We start from the raw sequence: 16696 nt of genomic DNA, 5'->3' as shown, positions 1-16696 counted from the left end.
TTTGCAGATCCTCCGGAGCCTTCGAGTCATCCCTCTTGCTGATGTACGGCTACATACTTCGATGTACGAGGGAGAGACCCAAATTCGGGCGCCAGGGCCAGGAAAACGGGCAACGCACCGAAGTACTGTCCTCATGTGTGGTTACGTCTTTTCACAAGTACGCACGCGCGCCGCCGCCCCATACCGCTCCGTGACATCAGATTGGCAGTCGGTTTCTTTGCCGGCTGCCTGATCCTGTATGTCGTGGGCGGCCCACGGGTCATGGGAGGCGATATCCCCGCCTGGCAGGCCGTCCTGCCGGTCCTCGTGCTGTGTGCCGCGACCGCCCTGCGCAGCACCCTGCCGCCGGCCGCGGTCGCCGTCGGCACCCTCACCGTCACCGTGGAGACGACCTCCAGCGGCGGCCTGGGCCCCCTCCTGGTCTATACGGACCTGCTCTATGCGGCAGCGCTGTACGGAGCCCCGTGGCTGTGCCGGGTGCTTCAGGTCGGGACCATCGCGGCCACCCTCGCCACCACCGTCGTCCTCGTCCTCACCGGCGACCGCTCGGAGGGGGTGACGACCGGTGTCATCGTCGCGCTGCTGCTCATCTCCCCGGTATGGACCGGGGTGTTGATCCGCAACCACAAGGAGCGGGCCGACGCCGAGCGGCAGCGCGCCGCGCAGATCAACCGGCTGGCGGAGCTGGACCGCAAGACCGTGCTCCAGACCGAGCGCACCCGTATGGCCCGTGAGCTGCACGATCTGGTGGCCAACCACCTCAGCGCCATCGCCATCCACTCCAGCGCCGTGCTCTCCCTGACCGAGGCGAAAGGAGGGAAGGACGGGGCGGCCGAGGAGGATCCGGTGCTGCGGGCGCTCGCGGTGATACGCGAGAACAGTGTGCAGGGACTGGCCGAAATGCGGCGGATGGTGGTGCTGTTGCGGTCCGACCGGGGGGTGGACGACGACTGGGACCGGCCACAGTTGAACGCGCTGGGGGCACTGGTCGATCAGGCACGTCCGGCCGCCGACGCGGCGGCGCTGACCCTGCACACCGAATTCCCCGAGAGCTTCCCCGAGGTGTCCTCGGTGATCGAGGTGACGGCGTACCGCATCGTGCAGGAGGCGCTGACCAATGTCCTCAAGCATGCCTCGGCGGGGCGGGTGCGGATCCGCTGCGAGGCCGGCGCCGAGCAGCTGACCATCTCGGTCGACAGCCCGCTGACCCGCCCCGACGGCCGGGCCCGGCAGCGCCCCGTGGAGCAGCTGACCACCGGAGCGGGCGCCGGGCTCGCCGGGATGTCCGAACGGGCCGCCCTGGTCGGCGGCATCTTCGACGCGGGACCCGACCGCACCGCCCCCGGGCGCTGGCGGGTGCGGGCCGTGCTCCCGCTGACCCAGAACTCCTGACGAGAAAGGTGGCGCAGCCAGTGGAGGACTCAGTGACGGACGAGCGGAGGGGCGGGCCGGCCGGTGCGCCGGCCCAGGCTCCGGTGGACAGGCCCGAGGGCATACGGGTGCTGGTGGCCGATGACCAGGCCGCCGTACGGTCCGGGCTGGTCCTGGTGTTGCAGACCGACCCGGGCATCACGGTGGTCGGTGAGGCCGGTGACGGTGCCACGGCGGTCCGGATGGCCGCCGAACTGCGGCCCGATGTCGTGCTGATGGACGTACAGATGCCGCAGCTCAACGGGGTCGCCGCGACCCGCAGGATCGTGGAGCGCGGGCTCGCGGAGGTGCTGGTGCTGACCACCTTCGACCTCAACGAGTACATCTTCGGGGCGCTGCGGGCCGGCGCCGGCGGCTTCATCCTCAAGAACGCGGAACCGGCCGTACTGGTCAGCGCGGTACGGGAGGTGGCGTACGGGGACGGGTTCCTCACCCCGGCCATCGCCCGGCGACTGATCACCGAGTTCGCCGGCCGGCCGCCGGCGACCGGCCCCACGCTGCCGGACGGCGCCACACAGGCCCTCGACACCCTCACCAAACGGGAGTTGGAGGTGCTGGCCTGTATCGCCCGCGGGCTGCCCAACAGCGCCATCGCCGAGACCCTCCACCTCGCGGAGGGCACCGTGAAGACACACACCAGCCGCATTCTGTCGAAGCTGCATCTGCGCAGCCGGGTGCAGGCCGCGATTCTGGCGCAGCAGCACGGGATCGCCCTGCGGGGCTGAACGGGGCCGGACGCGGGGGGGGTGCGGCCCCCGGCGTCACCCGTCGGTGAGCAGTCCGCGCGCCAGGGCGTCGTTCTGGCGGAAGTAGACGGCGTTGGTGTGCGGACGGGGGAACTGGGCCGGTCCGGCGATGATCCGGTCCCGGTGCACGGCGCCGGACGCATCGACGGGATGCAGACCCGCGCCGGACAGGTGCAGCATGCCGCCCGCTCCGTCCTCGGTGTGCTCCTGGACCAGCTCGCCGCGGGACAGCAGGGCGCGCAGCAGGGGGTCGGTGACCCGGTCCGGGCCGGGAGCCGCAAGGCGGGCGTCGAGCAGGACGGCCGCCTCGTGCACGGCGCCGGGCACGGCGGGGCTGCTCGCGCGGAAGACGGCGCCGCCCGGAGCACGCTCCCCGGCCCCGGCCTCGTCCCCGGTCTCGTCCCCGCCCAGGGCCTCGACCCGCATCCCGGGCCCCACGAACGTCACGATCCCCGCCTCGGCCAGCGCCAGCAGCTGTGCGGCGCGCAGCGGCGGCGGGCCCGAGCTGAGGTACGTACCGAGCGCGAAGTGCCGCAGCGCCTCATCGACATGGTGGGCATCCAGGCCCCCGGACCGCCACAGCTCCTCGATGACCGAGCCGACCCGCTGGAGGGCGTCGACCAGGGCCGTGTCGACACCGCGCGCCGGGCCCGTGCGGCGTTGCAGCACCTCGGCGAGGTGGCCGCGCAGCTGCCGCTGGAGGTCTTCGGTGTCCGCGAACCGCAGCCCGGCCAGCGGCGCGGCCAGCCGGTCCAGGTCGAGGCGGTCGGCGGGGTCGGGCACCGCGGCACGGGCGAGTTTGGCCAGCCGGTCGGCGTCGGTGATCAGCACGGCGTACTGGGCGTCGAAGTCCTGCCAGCTCATACGGGTACGAGCGGGCTGTTCCGCGAAGAGCGCGCGGTAGTGGCACCAGCCCAGTTCGGCCACCACCAGCGGCCAGGCATCGCGGGCGAAGGTGGCGCCGGGCCGGGACAGCCGGGCGCGGCAGGCGTCGACGGTGGCGAAGCGGGGGGCGGCGGCCGGTGCCGTGGCCGGTGCCGCGGGCCCCGGTTTGGCCGGTTTGGGCGGCAGCGGAACGCCCCGGCGGGAGCCGGCGTACAGCCGCGGCTCGCGCCCGGACGGCAGATAGCGCAGCGCACCGTCCGGGGTGCGCGTGAAGCGGCCGCCACGGCCCTCCGTCAGCAGCGCCAGACAGTCGATGAAGACCAGACCGAGGCCGCGGACGACGACGGGCGCACCGGCCGGGATGCGCTCCAGCGCCTCCGCGTCGGCGGGCCCGGGGCCGATCCGGGTCAGACCGGCCGGTACGGGGGCGGCGAGGGTCTCCGTATGGCCCTGCGCGAACACCACCCGGTCGGCGGGGAAGGGGGGTTCCCCGGAGTCGAGGATCACCTGCTGGCGGCCCCGCCCGTCCGCTGCCGCCCCGTCGGCGGACGTGCGCCGCAGATCGGTCACCCGGGCCCGGTGGACGTACAGCCGTACCGAGGCGGGCCGTTCACGGGTCACGGTCGCGAAGAAGTGGCGCAGATAGCGGCCCTGGTCGCGGCGGGCGGCGTAGGCGCCGTCGTGGAGCGGGGCGTCGAGCCAGCCGGCGGTCGTGGGGCCGGGCCGGGGCGGCCCGTCGCACTCCACGCTCTCGTCCGGGTACATCGTGACCTGCTCGGCGGCGGAGTTCATCCACAGCAGGCCGGACTGGCCGGTGCGCCAGGTGCGGCCGGCGCCCGGCGGGTACGGGTCGACGATGTGCAGATCCAGGGGCCGGTCGCCGTACAGGGCCGGGACGTTGGCGAGGATCCGCTCGACGATCGAGGCGCCGCGCGGGCCGCAGCCGATGATGCAGAGGGAGCGGGCCGGGCCCGTGTGGTCGTTCAACTGGACTCCGTCCGTTGGCCGCTGTCCGGACGTGGGGTGCACGCACAAAAAGGGGGCCCGGTGGCCCGTGCGCGAAGCACGGGACCACCGGGCGCCGTGTCAGCAGCCGCCGCTGACGGTGGAACCGAGCGCCTGGGCGTCACGCTCGCCCGGCACCTCCAGACCCTGAAGATCCATGATGCTCATCTCGAACCCCTCCCTTCCGTTGTCCGATCCGGGTGCGTACAGTGCGTAGAGGACACCGAACTCGGTGTCAGCAGCCGCCGCTGACGGTGGAGCCGAGCGCCTGAGCGTCACGCTCGCCCGGCACCTCCAGACCCTGAAGATCCATGATGGTCATTGCGACACCTCCCTTCGGGGATGAGCAGGAACGGTGGACAGCGGAGCTGATGTCCCAGGTGCCGTTGCGGGACACCTGGAGCCGGCGGGACGGGCATTGCGGTGCACGGCCCGCCGGCGTCACATCAGCAGCCGGTGCTGACGGTGGAGCCGAGCGCCTGGGCCTCACGCTCGCCCGGCACCTCCAGACCCTGAAGATCCATGATGGTCATTTACGACACCTCCCTTCCGTTGTCCGCTGTGCCCGCCGTCCCGGACGGGGCGGTGGGGTTCGCGGCACCATGGGTGCCGCGGGCGCGCTCCGGGGCGGCCGAGTGAACGGCCGCGGCGGACCGCGAGTCAGTGAGGAACGGGAGCAGTTCGGTGCCCCGTTCGGCGGCGCCGAGGGCCAGCAGTACGCCGGCCCCGCCGGTGGCCACGTCCATGGAGATCCGGGCCCGGCCGTCACAGGGGAAGACCGTCGCGCCGTTCAGCGTCATGGCGTGCTGGTGAAGGTTGGTCAGATGGCGGCGCAGTTGCCGCTCGGCGGTCTCCGCGGGCAGCGGGACCCACTCGCGCAAGGTGGCGAGGGTGCCGATCAGTCCGGCGCGTCCGCCCCACAGCCCCGATTCGATGACGAAGTCGGAGGAGCAGGCCCGCAGCAGGGCCGGCAGGGCCTCGCGGATCCGCGCGTCGTCGCGGTGGCGCAGGAGTTCGGCCGCCACGAGGGCGATGCCCGCGCTGCCGTTGTCGAGATAGGGCAGCAGCCGGAATCCCTCGTCGACCTGAAGGGTGTCCTGCGGTCCTGACGCGCAGCGGTCGAGGTCGCGGTGCACGGCCCGGACCGCCTCGTCCAGCAGGCCCCGGTCGCCGGTGGCCCGGTGGGCGCGGAGCAGGAACAGCGCCGGTCCCGACCAGCCGTACATCAGCCCGGCGGCATGGGTGGAGCCACGGCGGCGCTTGTGCTCGACGGGCTCGGTGCGGGCCGCCGCGAGCCGCTCGGTGACCCGGTCGGCGAGGCCGAGGGCCTGCTGCCGCAGGGCGTCGCTGTCCAGCGCGTCGGCGAAGTGCAGAAGGTTCAGACCGACGCCGGACAGGCCGCGGTAGAGGCTGGGGCAGCGGCGTACGGAGAGCCGGTCAGCGGCCCGGTCGAGGGCACGCAGGGCTCCCTCGTCGTCGCCCAACTCCCTCAAGACGTAGGCCATTCCGTGCAGGCCGTCGTAGAAGCCGGTCCGCTCGGCGGGGACCCGGTCGACGGCGGCGCGCAGCCAGGCCGCGCCCTCCTCGTCGCGTTCCCCGAGGACGGTGTGGCGGGCCCACAGGACGCCGGCCGCGCCGTGTCCGAAGCCCGCGCCGCCCTCGGCGAACTGGGCGAAGTCGCCGGGGTACAGCCGGTCTTCACGGTGCGGGGTGGCGCTGTCGCGCAGCCCGCGGCCGATCGAGGTCAGTACGTCGGGCGGCGGGAACGCCCCTGGGGCGCTGCGGAGCGGGGAGGTCGTGTTGTCGTTGGGGGCGAGCTGCGGGGCCAGCCGTGCCACCAGGTCGCCCGGGAGGCCGAACCGGCGTGCCGCGGTGTCGAGCAGCGCCGACGCCTTGTCGGGGGCCAGCCCGCCGAGCGCGGCGAGCGGCAGGAACAGCCACAGCGCGATGGCGGCCAGTGCGTAGTGGTCACCGTCCGCGCCGGTGGCGTCGGCCCGGTGGAAGCCCGGGGCGCCGAGGCTGCTGGGGGTGGCCAGGTCGATCGCGTCGGCCACCTCGAAGTCCAGCAGGACGGGGATGTCGCCGGGCTGGATGATGAAGTTGCCCGGGTGCAGGTCGCCGATGCGTACCCCGCGCCCGTGCACCGAGGCGATCAGCGCCTCGATCCGGCCGAACAGGGCCAGGGCGCGGTCCCGGTGGGCGGCCACGGCCGCCTCGTCGGGTTCGGGCACGGTCAGCGGATAGATCCCGGCCAGCCAGGACTGGAAGTCCTGCCCCTCGACCTCCTCCAGGACCAGGAACAGGTGGTCGCGGACCTGGAAGGTGCCGAAGGTGCGGGGGATGCCGGGCAGTCCGGCCAGCTTCGCCAGGATCCGGTGCTCATGGGCGAGCCGGGCGACCGCGTCGCGGCCGACGCCGTCCGTACCGGAGTACGGCCGGCCCTCCTTGAGGACGACGCTGCGCTCCCCGGCGCCGAGGGCGTGGTCGCCGGCCGGCTCGGCGCGGTAGACGCCGCCGCCGTGCGAGAAGTGCAGCGCACCGGTGATCCGGTACGGGAAGTCGTCCACGGCCTGCCGGGCGGCCAGCGAGTCCTTGAGGATGTCCGGTGTCGCCACCCAGTCGGGGGTGTGGAAGACCGGGGCGCGGCGGTCCGGTTCCGGTGTGCCGTCGGGGCGCCGGAAGGCCGTCACCAGCTCGCCGTCGGCGTCTTCCATGTAGCGGGTGCGGAAGCCGCCGTAGCGTACGTACAGCGGGCCCTCGCGGAAGCGCAGATCGGTGAGGACGTACGGTCCCGGCCGGCCGCCGACGAGCGCGTCCAGGCCTTCGAGGGTGCGGGCCAGCTCGGCCTCGTCCACGGGGTAGACGGTCAGCAGCTTGCCGGCGGAGGAGCGCTGGGCGTACTTGCGGCTCAGGGCACGCAGGACGTTGGCGCTCTTGAGGTACTTGAAGGCGATGCCGTGCCGGGTGCAGTAGGCGGCGACATCGGCGAGGGTGCGGTGGGCGTCCTCCTGGGCCGCGCTGACGTGGATCTTCCAGCCCTGGTCGGGGAGGTGGTCCTCGGGCGGGCGGCAGAAGGTCCAGGCGTCGTTGTCGTCGCGGGTCCAGCCGTCGGGGAGTGCCGGGGCGGGGAAGCGGGTGGCCTCCAGGTCCCAGTTGCCGGGCCAGTCGAAGAAGGTGCGGTCGGCCAGGGCGAAGCTCTCGGCGCCGTCTCTCATGCGGCACCTCGCGCGGGGGCGGCGACGGCCGGCACGGGCTCGTCGGTCCGGGCGGTGTCATGGAGCCCGTCGGCACGGGCGGCGGCGTCGGGCGTGGCCTTGTCGTGCGGTGCGGGGGCGTCGTCCAGGAACTGCGCGAGGGCGGTGCGCCCGGTCGTCGTCAGATGCTCGGCGAGGACGGCGCGGGCCTGGGCCTTGTCGTCCCCGTCCACGAAGTCTTCGAGCCCCACGGCCAGTACGCGGTTGTCCTCACTGGGCTTCAGCGAGGCGTAGTGCTCGTCGCGGAGCAGCCCCCACACGATCGAGTCGTGGTACGCGCCGTCGAGATAGCAGTGGTCGCGCAGGATGCCCTCGACCACGAACGGGGTCTTGGTCATCAGCCGGATGATGCCCTTGTTGTAACCGGCGGTGGTGACCTGCACCCGGTGCGCGTCGAGTTGGTGGAAGAGGTAGTCGACGAGCAGGACGACCGCCTCCGCGCCGTAGCCGCGGCGCCACAGCTCGGGGGAGCCGATCGCGCCGCCGACGGTGAAGCCGCCGATCCGGCCGCTGCGCTGGTAGCTGACGGTGCCGATGCCGTCGCCGTCCTTCGTACGGATCACCAGATGGTGGACCCGCCCCGAGCGGTTGGCCGCTTCGACCTCGGCGGCGCCCAGCAGCTCCCAGTCCCCGCTGAGCACGGCGGCCGGCGAGCCGGGCCGCAGCCAGGAGGCGATCGCCGCCCAGTCGTCGTCGCCGGGCCATTCCAAGGTCACCAGTCGTCCCTGCATGATGCGTCTCCCTCCTCAGCCTGTGTAGCGGGTCAGTACGAGTACGGCGTTGTGGCCGCCGAATCCGAACGAATTGCTCAGCACCACGTCGCCGTCCCAGTCGCGGGCACCCTTGACCACCAGGTCGAGATCCGGTTCCTCGGGGTGGTCGCAGTTACGGATCGGTGGGATCTTGCGGTCCCGCAGCGAGAGCACCGCGGCGATCGCCTCGACGGCTCCGGACGCACCGAGCATGTGCCCGGTCATGCTCTTGACGGCGGTGATCGGTGTACGGGGCAGCTGGTCGGGGCCGAGCACCTCGCGCAGGATCGCCGCCTCGATGCGGTCGTTCTGCACGGTGCCGGTGCCGTGGGCACTGACCTGCCCGACCTCCTCGGGAGCCCGGCCCGCGTCGGCGAGCGCACCGCGCACGGCGCGGATGGCTCCGGCGCCGGTCGGGTCGAGGGCGGTCACATGATGGGCGTCCGTGGTGGCGGCGTACCCGGCCACCTCGGCGAGGATCGGTGCGCCCCGGCGCTCGGCGTGCCCGGCCTCCTCCAAGGTCAGGACTCCGGCACCGACGGCCATCACAAAGCCGGCGCGGTCCCGGTCGAAGGGCCGGCTGGCTCCTTCGGGGTCCTCGTTGCGGCGGGAGAGGGCCTGCGCGTTGGCGGTGCCGGCCAGGTCGGTGGCGGTGAGGGAATCGTCCGCGCCGCCGGCCAGGGCGATATCGGCGCGGCCGGAGCGGATCATCTCGGTCGCCTCGCCGATGGCCACCGCGCCGGTGGCACAGGCCGCGGAGACCGCACAACTGGGGCCGTTGATCCCGTACTTGATGGACAGCAGGCTGGCCGGGTGGTCGATGGCGGTGAGGACCGAGTGGTACGGGGAGACCCGCCGCGGGCCCTTCTCCTTGAGGACGTCGTACTGCTGCTGGATCGCGTGGGCGGCGCCGTAGCCGGAGCCGATCACCGCGGCGAAGCGGTACGGGTCGATGCCGGCCGGCGGTTCGAGGCCGGCCGCTCGCAGGGCCTGGGCGGCGGCGACCACCGCGTACTGGGTGAAGCTGTCGCTGCGCCGGGCCTCCTGCGGGGTGAGGTAGCCGGTCGTGTCGAAATCGGTGACCTCCCCGCCGATACGCACCGGGAGGTCCGAGACATCGAAGCGGGTGACGGGACCGAGGCCGCTACGGCCGGCCAGGAGAGCGGCCCAGAAGTCCGCGGTGGTGTTTCCCACGGGGGACACCACGCCGCAGCCGGTGACGACAACGCGCCGCCGATCCTCGCGCAACTCCATGGAACTCGCCTCCTACTTTTCTGCCCCGTTGTCACGCTTGGGGCGTCCTCATGACCAGAAACATGACAGGCGAGTCATTGTGCTGTCAACAGCCTTCGCGAAAGACGGTCAGTCAGCGAGGTCCGCTTCTGCTGACCATCAGGCCTTGCACCAGCGGAAACGCTCTCAGGGGCGTGACTGACAGAGTCACGAAAATTGACTATGACAGGCAGATGACTGGGGTGGGCCGGGATGCGGGGGCGCGTCCGGAGGGAGCGGCAACGGGCGGGGCGGGGACGCCGGCGGGGCGCGGGCACGGCACTGGCGGGGCACTGGCGGGGCAAGTGCCGGGCGGGTGCGGGGCGCCCCCACCGCGCCCCCTGGCTGCCCCTGAACGCCCCGCTGACGCCCCCGTTGCCGCCTCCGCGCCGCCCTCCGGTCGGGCCGGGAGTACATAGAAAGTGACAGACAGCGGGGCGGAAAGTGCCTACCTGCGGATGATCCGAATGTGCCGGGCGGACGGGACGCTGGTCCGTACAACGAGCTCCGACACCATCACAAGGAACGAGGGGAACTCATGAAGGGTATTGCCGTAGGTATTGTTCTGGCGATCGTAGGTCTGGTCCTATGGCTGACCACAAAGGAAGTGGAGACCCCGATCGTCTCGCTTCACAAGGCCGGGCTGATCCTGGCCATCATCGGTGGCGCAGAGGCCTTGTTCGCGCTACTGGGATTGGGAAAGAAAGCTAATAAATAAACGCGCATTGCGCGCAATCACGGCATTTTCGCCGCCGTGGCACTTTGGCCCCGGCGGCCGTCAGTCCCGCTTTTCGAGGAGGTCCGCCAGCCGTTCCCGGGCCCGTTCGGCGTGCCGGTACGCCTGGGCCCGCCGGAACAGCTCCGCGGAATACCGGAAGTGCCCGGCCGCCCTTTCCCGGTCCCCCACCCGCTCGCAAGCCGCCGCGATCTCCAGGAGCGCGGCGGCTTTCTCATGGCTGCGGCCCGTATCGGGCAGCGCGGCCAGCTGCTCGCCCAGCGCAAGGACCCGGCCACTGTCACCGGCCGTCTCCGCGAGGACCGCGTCCGCGGTCGTCAGCCAGAGCGGGAACTCCGGTTCCTGCGCCACCGAGGCCACGACCAGGCCGCGCTCGACGATGCTGCGGGCCTCCGCCGTCGCACCGCGGTGCAGCAACAGCAGGGCGTAATGCCCGTTGACCTTCTCCCAGAGCGGGAAACCGGCGCCCGGGGTCACCCGGCGCGCACACTCCCCCAGCAGGGCGGCGGCACGCTCCACCTCGCCCCGGTCGCGCAGGTCGAGCGCCCGGTGCAGATCGATGGCGGCGCGCGGCCCGGGGAGCACCCCGCCCGCCGACGGCCTGCTGTGGTCGGTGTCGGGAGCCCAGTCCGGGCAGCCGCTCCAATACGCGCAGCGGGTGAGCACTTCGAGGACCAGCAGCGAGTGGAACCCGGTGCCGGGGCGCTGACCGTCGCATTCGAGGGAGCCGGTGAGGGCGTAGCGCAGCCCGTCCTGGACCCGGCCGGCCGACTCCAGCAGATCGGCCAGCGCGATCAGGGCGCGCAGCCGGGGCTCGGCGAACTGCGCGGGGGCCGGGGCGTCCAGCATCCGCAGCAGGACCTCGGCGCCCTCGTCGGCGCGGCCGAGCGTGCCCAGTATTTCGGCAATGGCGAGCTGCGCCTCGGTGAATACGTCGTCCTGCCGGCCGGCCGGTTCCATCTCGGCCAGTGCGCGGAATTCGGACAGCGCGCCCACGGCGTCCCCGCCGTCCCATTGCCTGCGCGCCGCCACCAATCGTCCGACGAGGTCGAGCCTGCGGACCCGTCCGGTGGTTTCGGCCTGCTCTGCGGTGCCGGATATTTCGTCCACGCCGACCCCGAGGCGTTCCGCCAGGATCTTGAGTGCCCGGCCGCTGGGAATACGCTTCCCGCGTTCGACGAGCGAGATGTAGCTGGACGACATTTCAGACCCGGCAAGGTCGTGCTGGGTCATTCCAGCGCCGACCCGGAGCTCTTTGATTCTCCTCCCGGTGTCCGCCAGCTCAGGCATTCGACAAGCCCTCCGGATTTCGAACAGTGGATGACTCCGGCCGACTGCATCAAAACGGCGAGTCACAATGAGTGGTGGGCACTTTACCAAGTAGTCAAGAAGAAGTCGACCGATATTCGGATTCCTTCACCCGTCTTCACCGTGCCCGCCGAGATCATTTCGAGGGGGCTCGGCGCATTGTGCACAGCCCCCTCGTGAGAGGCCGGTGCGCACCACGGAAAACCGGCCGCCGGGTACACCGAACTGTGTGCGGCGGCGCCATGGGTCAACCTTTCGATGTACTACCGCACGGCGATGCACACCCCCGCGGCGTCGTGGTCGGATGAGGCCGCAAGCGCCCCACCACCGCCGGACTCCGCGGAGGCACCACAGATGACGCAGCCCCAACGCCCCGATCTGCACAAGGACGTGGCGCCCCCGCACACCTCCTCGCCCTCGGTGCTGGCCTCGGACGCCGAGCGCGAGACCATGGTCGAACGGCTCCGCGAGGCCACCGCCGAGGGCCGGTTAACCCTGGAGGAGCTGGCCGAGCGCTCCGAGGCCGCCTATCTGGCCCGTACCCGCGCCGAGTTGATGTCCGTCGGCGAGGATCTGCCGCACGTGACACCCCCCGCCTCGGCGGGGACCGCCACCGGACAGCGCACCTTCCGCGCCACCTTCGGCGACCTCGTCCACCACAGCCCCGTGCTGGAGCACGGCATCGCGGCGACCGCGGTCTTCGGGGACGTGACCCTCGACCTGTGCGCCTCCCCGGCACCGTCCACCGGCGAGCTGACCATCGAGGCCCGCGCGCTCGTCGGCGATGTGCACCTGCTGCTGCCGGAGGGCGTCCGGGTCGAGATGAACTGCTCCAAGGTCCTCGGCGATCTGCGCAATATGACCCGGGAGCACGCCGGCCCGGAGGCCATCACCCCGCTCGTACGGATCAACGGCTCCGCCATCCTCGGCGACATCATCGTCGCCCACCCCGACAGCGACCGCCGCACGTACTGGCAGAAGTGGCTCGACGAGCGCCGCAGCCGGGCCTGAGCCGAGGAGAACCCGTGACGTCCCCTCAGGTACTGCCCCGCACCGCACCGTCCGCCCCGTCCGCCCCGCTCCTCGACGAGCCGCGGATAGGCCTGCGGGCCACGGTGCGGCACACCGGCGCGCTGGCCCGCCGCAATCTCCTCCAGATCCGGCAGAACCCGACGTCGATGACCGACGCGCTGCTGATGCCGATCGTGCTGACCGGGCTGTTCGTCTTCGTCTTCGGCGGCGCGATCGGGGCCGGCGGCGACCGCGCGCAGTACACCACCTTCCTGATCCCCGGGCTGATGGTGATCCTCGGGATGACCATCGCCATGGCCGTGGGCGTCGGCGTCAACGACGACTTCCGTACGGGCGTGATGGACCGCTTCCGCACGATGCCCATCGCCCGCTCCTCGGTGTTGCTGGCCAAGGTCGTGGTGGAGACCGGCCGGATGCTGGTCGCCATCACGGTGCTCCTGATCTTCGGCGCCCTGCTCGGCTTCGACCTCACCGGACACTGGCCGGGACTGCTGGCCGCGGTCGCCCTGACCGCCGTCTTCGGCACCTCACTGGTGTGGGGCTTCATGCTGCTGGGCCTCACCCTGCGCACCGCTCAGGCCATCCAGGGGCTCTCGGTCGTGGTGCTGACCCCACTGCAATTCGCCTCCTCGATCTTCGTGCCGCCCGCGACCATGCCGGAGTGGCTCCAGACCTTCACCCGTTTCAACCCCCTGACCCACATGGCCGACGCGGCCCGCGGACTCGCCCTGGGCGAGGGCCCGGTGGCCGGCCCGGTGTTCTGGACGCTGGTGTGGTCGGCGGCCCTCACCGCGCTCACCGCCCCGGTCGCCATCGCCAAGTTCCGCACCAAGACCTGACACCCGAATCCCGTACGAAGCGGAGTACCTCCCCCGGCACGCCCTCGGCGTGGCTCCCTCCGTACGAAGAAGACGTGCCCGGCCTCCTCCGGCCACCCCCGGGCCGCAGGAGGCCGGGCACGCAACCCTCTCCCCCCGGGTTCGGGGTGTACGGGCGTTGCCCGCCCTCTCGCATACGGCCGGACCCTCACCGCCGTGGCGCCGCGCCGCCGGGCGGGTTCCGCCTCGGCAGGCGACCGGCCACCGTGGTGAGGGTCCGGCGACAGGAACGGCCCCTGGGGGCTCTCCCCCTAGGGCGCCCCGTCCGGCTGAGGGCCCTCGCGTTCCGGGAAGTCCCCCGCGGAGGCGGTCATCCCCGGCGGGGTGTCGGCGAGCGCGGCCGCCACCTCCACCACGGTGGTGGTCCCGGCCGCGACCTGCCGCCAGCCGTCCGCCAGCGCCCCGGCCAGCTCGTCGGCGTCCGTCACCCGCCGGTAGCCCAGTCCGTAGGCGCTGGTCAGGCCCTCGGTTCCGGTCGGGCGGGGGCGGGTGAAGGCGAAGCGCGAGCCGGTACCGGATACCCGGTCGAGGTTGGACTGGAGCCAGCCGTAGCCGCCGTTGTCGAGGACGACATAGAGCACGGCGGCGCCCGCGTCGGCGACGGTGGGCAGCTCGCTGCGGAAGAGGTTGAAGGCGCCGTCGCCGACCACCGCGACCACCGGCCGCCCGGCCGGCTCGGCCAGCCGTACGCCCACCGCGGCGGCCGCGCCGAAGCCGAGCGGGGTCTGCTCGCTGGGCACCACGGAGCCGCCGCCGGACCCCAGCGACCAGTGCGGGAAGAAGTACGACCACATGTCCTGGAGGCCGTTCTCCTGGACCAGGACCCGGTCGGCGGGGACGGCGCGGTCGAGGGCGGCCAGCACCCGGGCGACCGGCACGGCCCCGTCGGCCACCGTCTTGGCGGCCTCCTCGGCGCGGTCCGCGGCGCGCTGCACCAGCGCGGCACGCGCCGCACGGACCCGCGCCGGCCAGGCGTCGGCGGGCCGGTGACCGGCCAGCAGCCCCGCCCAGCCGTCCACGATCCGTCCGGCGTCACCCAGCACATGGGCGCCGGGCCGCTCCATGGTCAGGCTCTCCTCCCCCAACACGGCCTGAATCACCGGTAGTTGGTCGGCACCCTCCGGCCAGCCGAAGGTGGCGGTCTCCTCCAGCCGGCTGCCCAGCGCGATGACGAGGTCCGCCTCGCGCCACAGCGCGTCCATCGGGGCGACCGTGTAGAGGCCGCTGACACCGCAGTGGAGCGGATGGTCCTCGGCGACCGTGCCGCGTCCTGAGGCGGTGCTGAAGAGGCCGGCGCCGATCCGCTCGGCGAACCGCTCGATGCGGCGGCCGGTGTTGCGGTGCCGGGCGCCGCCACCGACCAGCAGCAACGGCCGCTCGGCGGCGGCGATCCGCGCCGCGGTGGCGGCCAGCGCGTCCGGGTCGGGGGCCGGCCGCTGGGGCGTGGCCGGGCGCCACGGTCCGCTGCGGGTGACCGGTTCGGCGGCGATCTGCTCGGCGAGCTCCAGGTAGACCGGCCCCGGAGCGCCGTTGACGGCGAGCGCCGCGGCCTTCTCCAGGGCGCCGGGCAGCCGCTCGGCGTGGTCGACGCGGGCCGCCCACTTCACGTACGGGCGGACCGCGGTCAGCTGGTCGAGCTCCTGGAAGGCGCCGGTGCCGAGCCGGTCGAGCCGGGTGCCGTCGGCGATGAGGATCAGCGGTACGGCGGCGGAGCGCGCCTCCAGGACGCCGGTGAGCGCATTGGTCAGCGCCGGGCCCTTGCCGATCACGCAGACGCCGGGGCGGCCGGACGCGAGCGCGTAACCGGTCGCCATGAACAGGGCGTTGCGCTGGTCCCGGCAGAGCACCACGGTGGTGTCGGACCGCTCCAGCTCGCCGAGCAGTGCCATGTCGTCGCCGGGCAGCCCGAACACCACGTCGGTGCCCAGGTGGTGGAGGTGATCGGCGATCGCGGCCCAGGCGGTGGGGTGGGTGTACGAGGTCATCGGCCGGCTCCCGGACCGTGGGCGGCGACGGCCTTGGAGATCAGCACGGGCTCGGCCCGCACTTCCTCGCCGTCGAAGATGTAGTTGGCCATCCGGCCGTAGCCGCCGAACGGGGCGTTGCCGTCGTCGATGGACAGCAAGGTGGTGTCGAGGGTGACGGTCGTGCGCCGGCGCAGCGCCTCGACGAGGCCGGGGGCGTGGCCGTAGACGCTGGAGCCCAGGGCGCGTTCGGTGAACATGCCGGTGGTGAGGGTCGCGGCGAGGGCGTCCTGGTCGCGGTAGCCGGCGATGTTGAAGATCGGGGCGAAGAACTCCGGTACGTGGGTGCGCGGAGTGACCTCCTCGCCGACGACGACGGTGGGGTCGAGCCGCCGGGCACGGAAGTCGACATGCCCGCCGTGCACGATGCCGCCGCGGTTACGGGCGAGGAACTGTGCGCCGTCCTCCAGCGCGCTCTCGTAGAAGATCGGCCCGAAGTCGGCGTCCGGGTCGGAGTACGGGCCGTAGCGCAGCCCCTTCAACTCGCTGACCAGGGCGTCGACGAAGGGGGCGAGCAGCGACTCATGGACGGTGAACAGGTCGGGGCCCAGGCAGTCCTGGCCGGTGTTGAGGACCCGGATGGCGATGGCGTCGCGGGCCGCCTGCTCGACATCGGCGCCGGGGGCGACGACGAACGGGTTGACGCCGGAGCCGAGGAAGAGGAAGAGCTGCCCGGGGGAGAGCTGGGCGCGGATCTGTTCGGCGTTGGCGTAGGCGCCGGTGAAGACGACGACCTCGGCGGGCCGTACGTGATCGTGCAGGAACTCCCGCTGGCTGGCGCCGCTGAGGGTGATGGGCAGGCCGTGCTGCTCGGCGAGCAGGGTGTGCAGCCGGTGCATCTGGTCCTTGACGCGGCTGGAGGGACGGAAGACCAGCCGGTCGGTGTAGAGCGCGGGGACCAGGAGGTAGAGGGCGTAGGAGTAGAGGATGACGTTCGACGGCATGAAGGCGGCCAGCCGGGGGACCCGGCCGGGCCGGTGGGCGGCCACCTCGTCCAGGGCCCCGTCGAGGGTGGCGACGGTCGACTCGATCTCGTAGCGCGCGGCGCGGTGGGTGGAGATCTCGCACAGCAGATCGTGCACGGTACCGGCGTCGTTCACCAGGAAGTCCCGGACCCGGTGCACGGCTGCCGCGCGTCGGCTGTCGGTGCTGTCCTCCGGCTCGGCGGCCACGGTCGGCCATGCGGGAGCGGAGCTCATATGTCCCTCCTCGGGGCGTAGTCCATGGAGGGTCAGCGTCAGCCAATAGTCATTTATTGTCAAGCATAGTCATTGCGCTCGACTGCCCCATATGACAAGCGGCCCCGCTCCCGGCCGGTCCACGAGACCCCTCGCCTTCCCGCCCTCCCTGGCACCGAGCGCCCGAGCTGGCCT

General features: G+C 72.3%; 14 protein-coding genes. 5 read left to right on the top strand and 9 right to left on the bottom strand.

Features of this window, described 5'->3' with window-relative positions; all coding sequences use genetic code 11:
* The first annotated feature begins 243 nt into the window (after nucleotides 1–243).
* The gene (locus M8I34_RS41570) at nucleotides 244–1392 is read left to right on the top strand and encodes a sensor histidine kinase (protein WP_250047499.1); all 1149 of its coding nucleotides are present in this window, start codon (nucleotides 244–246) and stop codon (nucleotides 1390–1392) included.
* An 83-nt stretch (nucleotides 1393–1475) separates the two neighbouring features.
* Nucleotides 1476–2156 (top strand): response regulator, encoded by a 681-nt coding sequence (locus tag M8I34_RS01720; RefSeq protein ID WP_374210840.1) that lies wholly within the window; start codon nucleotides 1476–1478, stop codon nucleotides 2154–2156.
* A gap of 36 nt (nucleotides 2157–2192) precedes the next feature.
* On the opposite strand, the gene M8I34_RS01715 is transcribed toward M8I34_RS01720, so the two are convergent.
* From M8I34_RS01715 to M8I34_RS01690, 6 genes are all read right to left on the bottom strand, one after another.
* Nucleotides 2193–4049 carry an FAD/NAD(P)-binding protein gene (locus tag M8I34_RS01715; protein ID WP_250047497.1) on the bottom strand — a complete coding sequence of 619 codons (1857 nt, stop codon included), beginning with the start codon at nucleotides 4047–4049 and terminating at the stop codon, nucleotides 2193–2195.
* Nucleotides 4050–4148: 99 nt separating this feature from the next.
* Nucleotides 4149–4346 (bottom strand): hypothetical protein, encoded by a 198-nt coding sequence (locus M8I34_RS01710; RefSeq protein ID WP_158713136.1) that lies wholly within the window; start codon nucleotides 4344–4346, stop codon nucleotides 4149–4151.
* A 167-nt stretch (nucleotides 4347–4513) separates the two neighbouring features.
* Nucleotides 4514–4591 carry a class III lanthipeptide gene (locus M8I34_RS41800; RefSeq protein ID WP_355782455.1) on the bottom strand — a complete coding sequence of 26 codons (78 nt, stop codon included), beginning with the start codon at nucleotides 4589–4591 and terminating at the stop codon, nucleotides 4514–4516.
* A gap of 9 nt (nucleotides 4592–4600) precedes the next feature.
* Nucleotides 4601–7282, bottom strand: a complete 2682-nt coding sequence (lanKC, locus tag M8I34_RS01705; RefSeq protein ID WP_284049795.1) for a class III lanthionine synthetase LanKC — start codon at nucleotides 7280–7282, stop codon at nucleotides 4601–4603.
* Nucleotides 7279–8052, bottom strand: a complete 774-nt coding sequence (locus M8I34_RS41175; protein WP_284049794.1) for a GNAT family N-acetyltransferase — start codon at nucleotides 8050–8052, stop codon at nucleotides 7279–7281. The genes lanKC and M8I34_RS41175 overlap by 4 nt, the downstream gene beginning before the upstream one ends.
* 15 nt (nucleotides 8053–8067) lie before the next feature.
* The gene (locus M8I34_RS01690; protein WP_250047495.1) at nucleotides 8068–9327 is read right to left on the bottom strand and encodes a beta-ketoacyl synthase; all 1260 of its coding nucleotides are present in this window, start codon (nucleotides 9325–9327) and stop codon (nucleotides 8068–8070) included.
* A gap of 556 nt (nucleotides 9328–9883) precedes the next feature.
* Between M8I34_RS01690 and M8I34_RS01685 the strand changes: the two genes are divergently transcribed.
* Nucleotides 9884–10063 carry a DUF5708 family protein gene (locus M8I34_RS01685; RefSeq protein ID WP_030075520.1) on the top strand — a complete coding sequence of 60 codons (180 nt, stop codon included), beginning with the start codon at nucleotides 9884–9886 and terminating at the stop codon, nucleotides 10061–10063.
* 60 nt (nucleotides 10064–10123) lie between these two features.
* Here the strand turns inward: M8I34_RS01685 and M8I34_RS01680 are convergent, their stop codons facing one another.
* On the bottom strand, nucleotides 10124–11371 hold the full coding sequence (locus tag M8I34_RS01680; protein ID WP_284049793.1) for a helix-turn-helix transcriptional regulator: 1248 nt from the start codon (nucleotides 11369–11371) through the stop codon (nucleotides 10124–10126).
* A 372-nt stretch (nucleotides 11372–11743) separates the two neighbouring features.
* On the opposite strand from M8I34_RS01680, the gene M8I34_RS01675 reads away from it, so the two are divergent.
* Together M8I34_RS01675 and M8I34_RS01670 are read left to right on the top strand one after the other, a co-directional pair.
* Nucleotides 11744–12400, top strand: a complete 657-nt coding sequence (locus tag M8I34_RS01675) for a DUF1707 domain-containing protein (RefSeq protein ID WP_250047493.1) — start codon at nucleotides 11744–11746, stop codon at nucleotides 12398–12400.
* 14 nt (nucleotides 12401–12414) lie between these two features.
* A complete protein-coding gene (locus tag M8I34_RS01670; protein WP_250047492.1) occupies nucleotides 12415–13260 on the top strand; it encodes an ABC transporter permease in 846 nt (281 codons plus the stop codon).
* 290 nt (nucleotides 13261–13550) lie between these two features.
* Here M8I34_RS01670 and M8I34_RS01665 read toward each other — a convergent pair whose 3' ends face one another.
* Together M8I34_RS01665 and M8I34_RS01660 are read right to left on the bottom strand one after the other, a co-directional pair.
* Nucleotides 13551–15284 (bottom strand): thiamine pyrophosphate-binding protein, encoded by a 1734-nt coding sequence (locus tag M8I34_RS01665; RefSeq protein WP_250047490.1) that lies wholly within the window; start codon nucleotides 15282–15284, stop codon nucleotides 13551–13553.
* Nucleotides 15281–16522, bottom strand: coding sequence for an aldehyde dehydrogenase family protein (locus M8I34_RS01660; RefSeq protein WP_250047487.1), 1242 nt, complete (start codon nucleotides 16520–16522; stop codon nucleotides 15281–15283). Before M8I34_RS01660 ends, M8I34_RS01665 begins: the two co-directional genes overlap by 4 nt.
* Between the last annotated feature and the right edge of the window lie 174 nt (nucleotides 16523–16696).

The sequence above is a fragment of the Streptomyces sp. MCA2 genome, assembly GCF_023544705.1.
Classification (GTDB): domain Bacteria; phylum Actinomycetota; class Actinomycetes; order Streptomycetales; family Streptomycetaceae; genus Streptomyces; species Streptomyces decoyicus.
The sequence above is the reverse complement of the archived record's forward strand: the minus strand, read 5'-3'. Positions and strand labels throughout refer to the sequence as shown.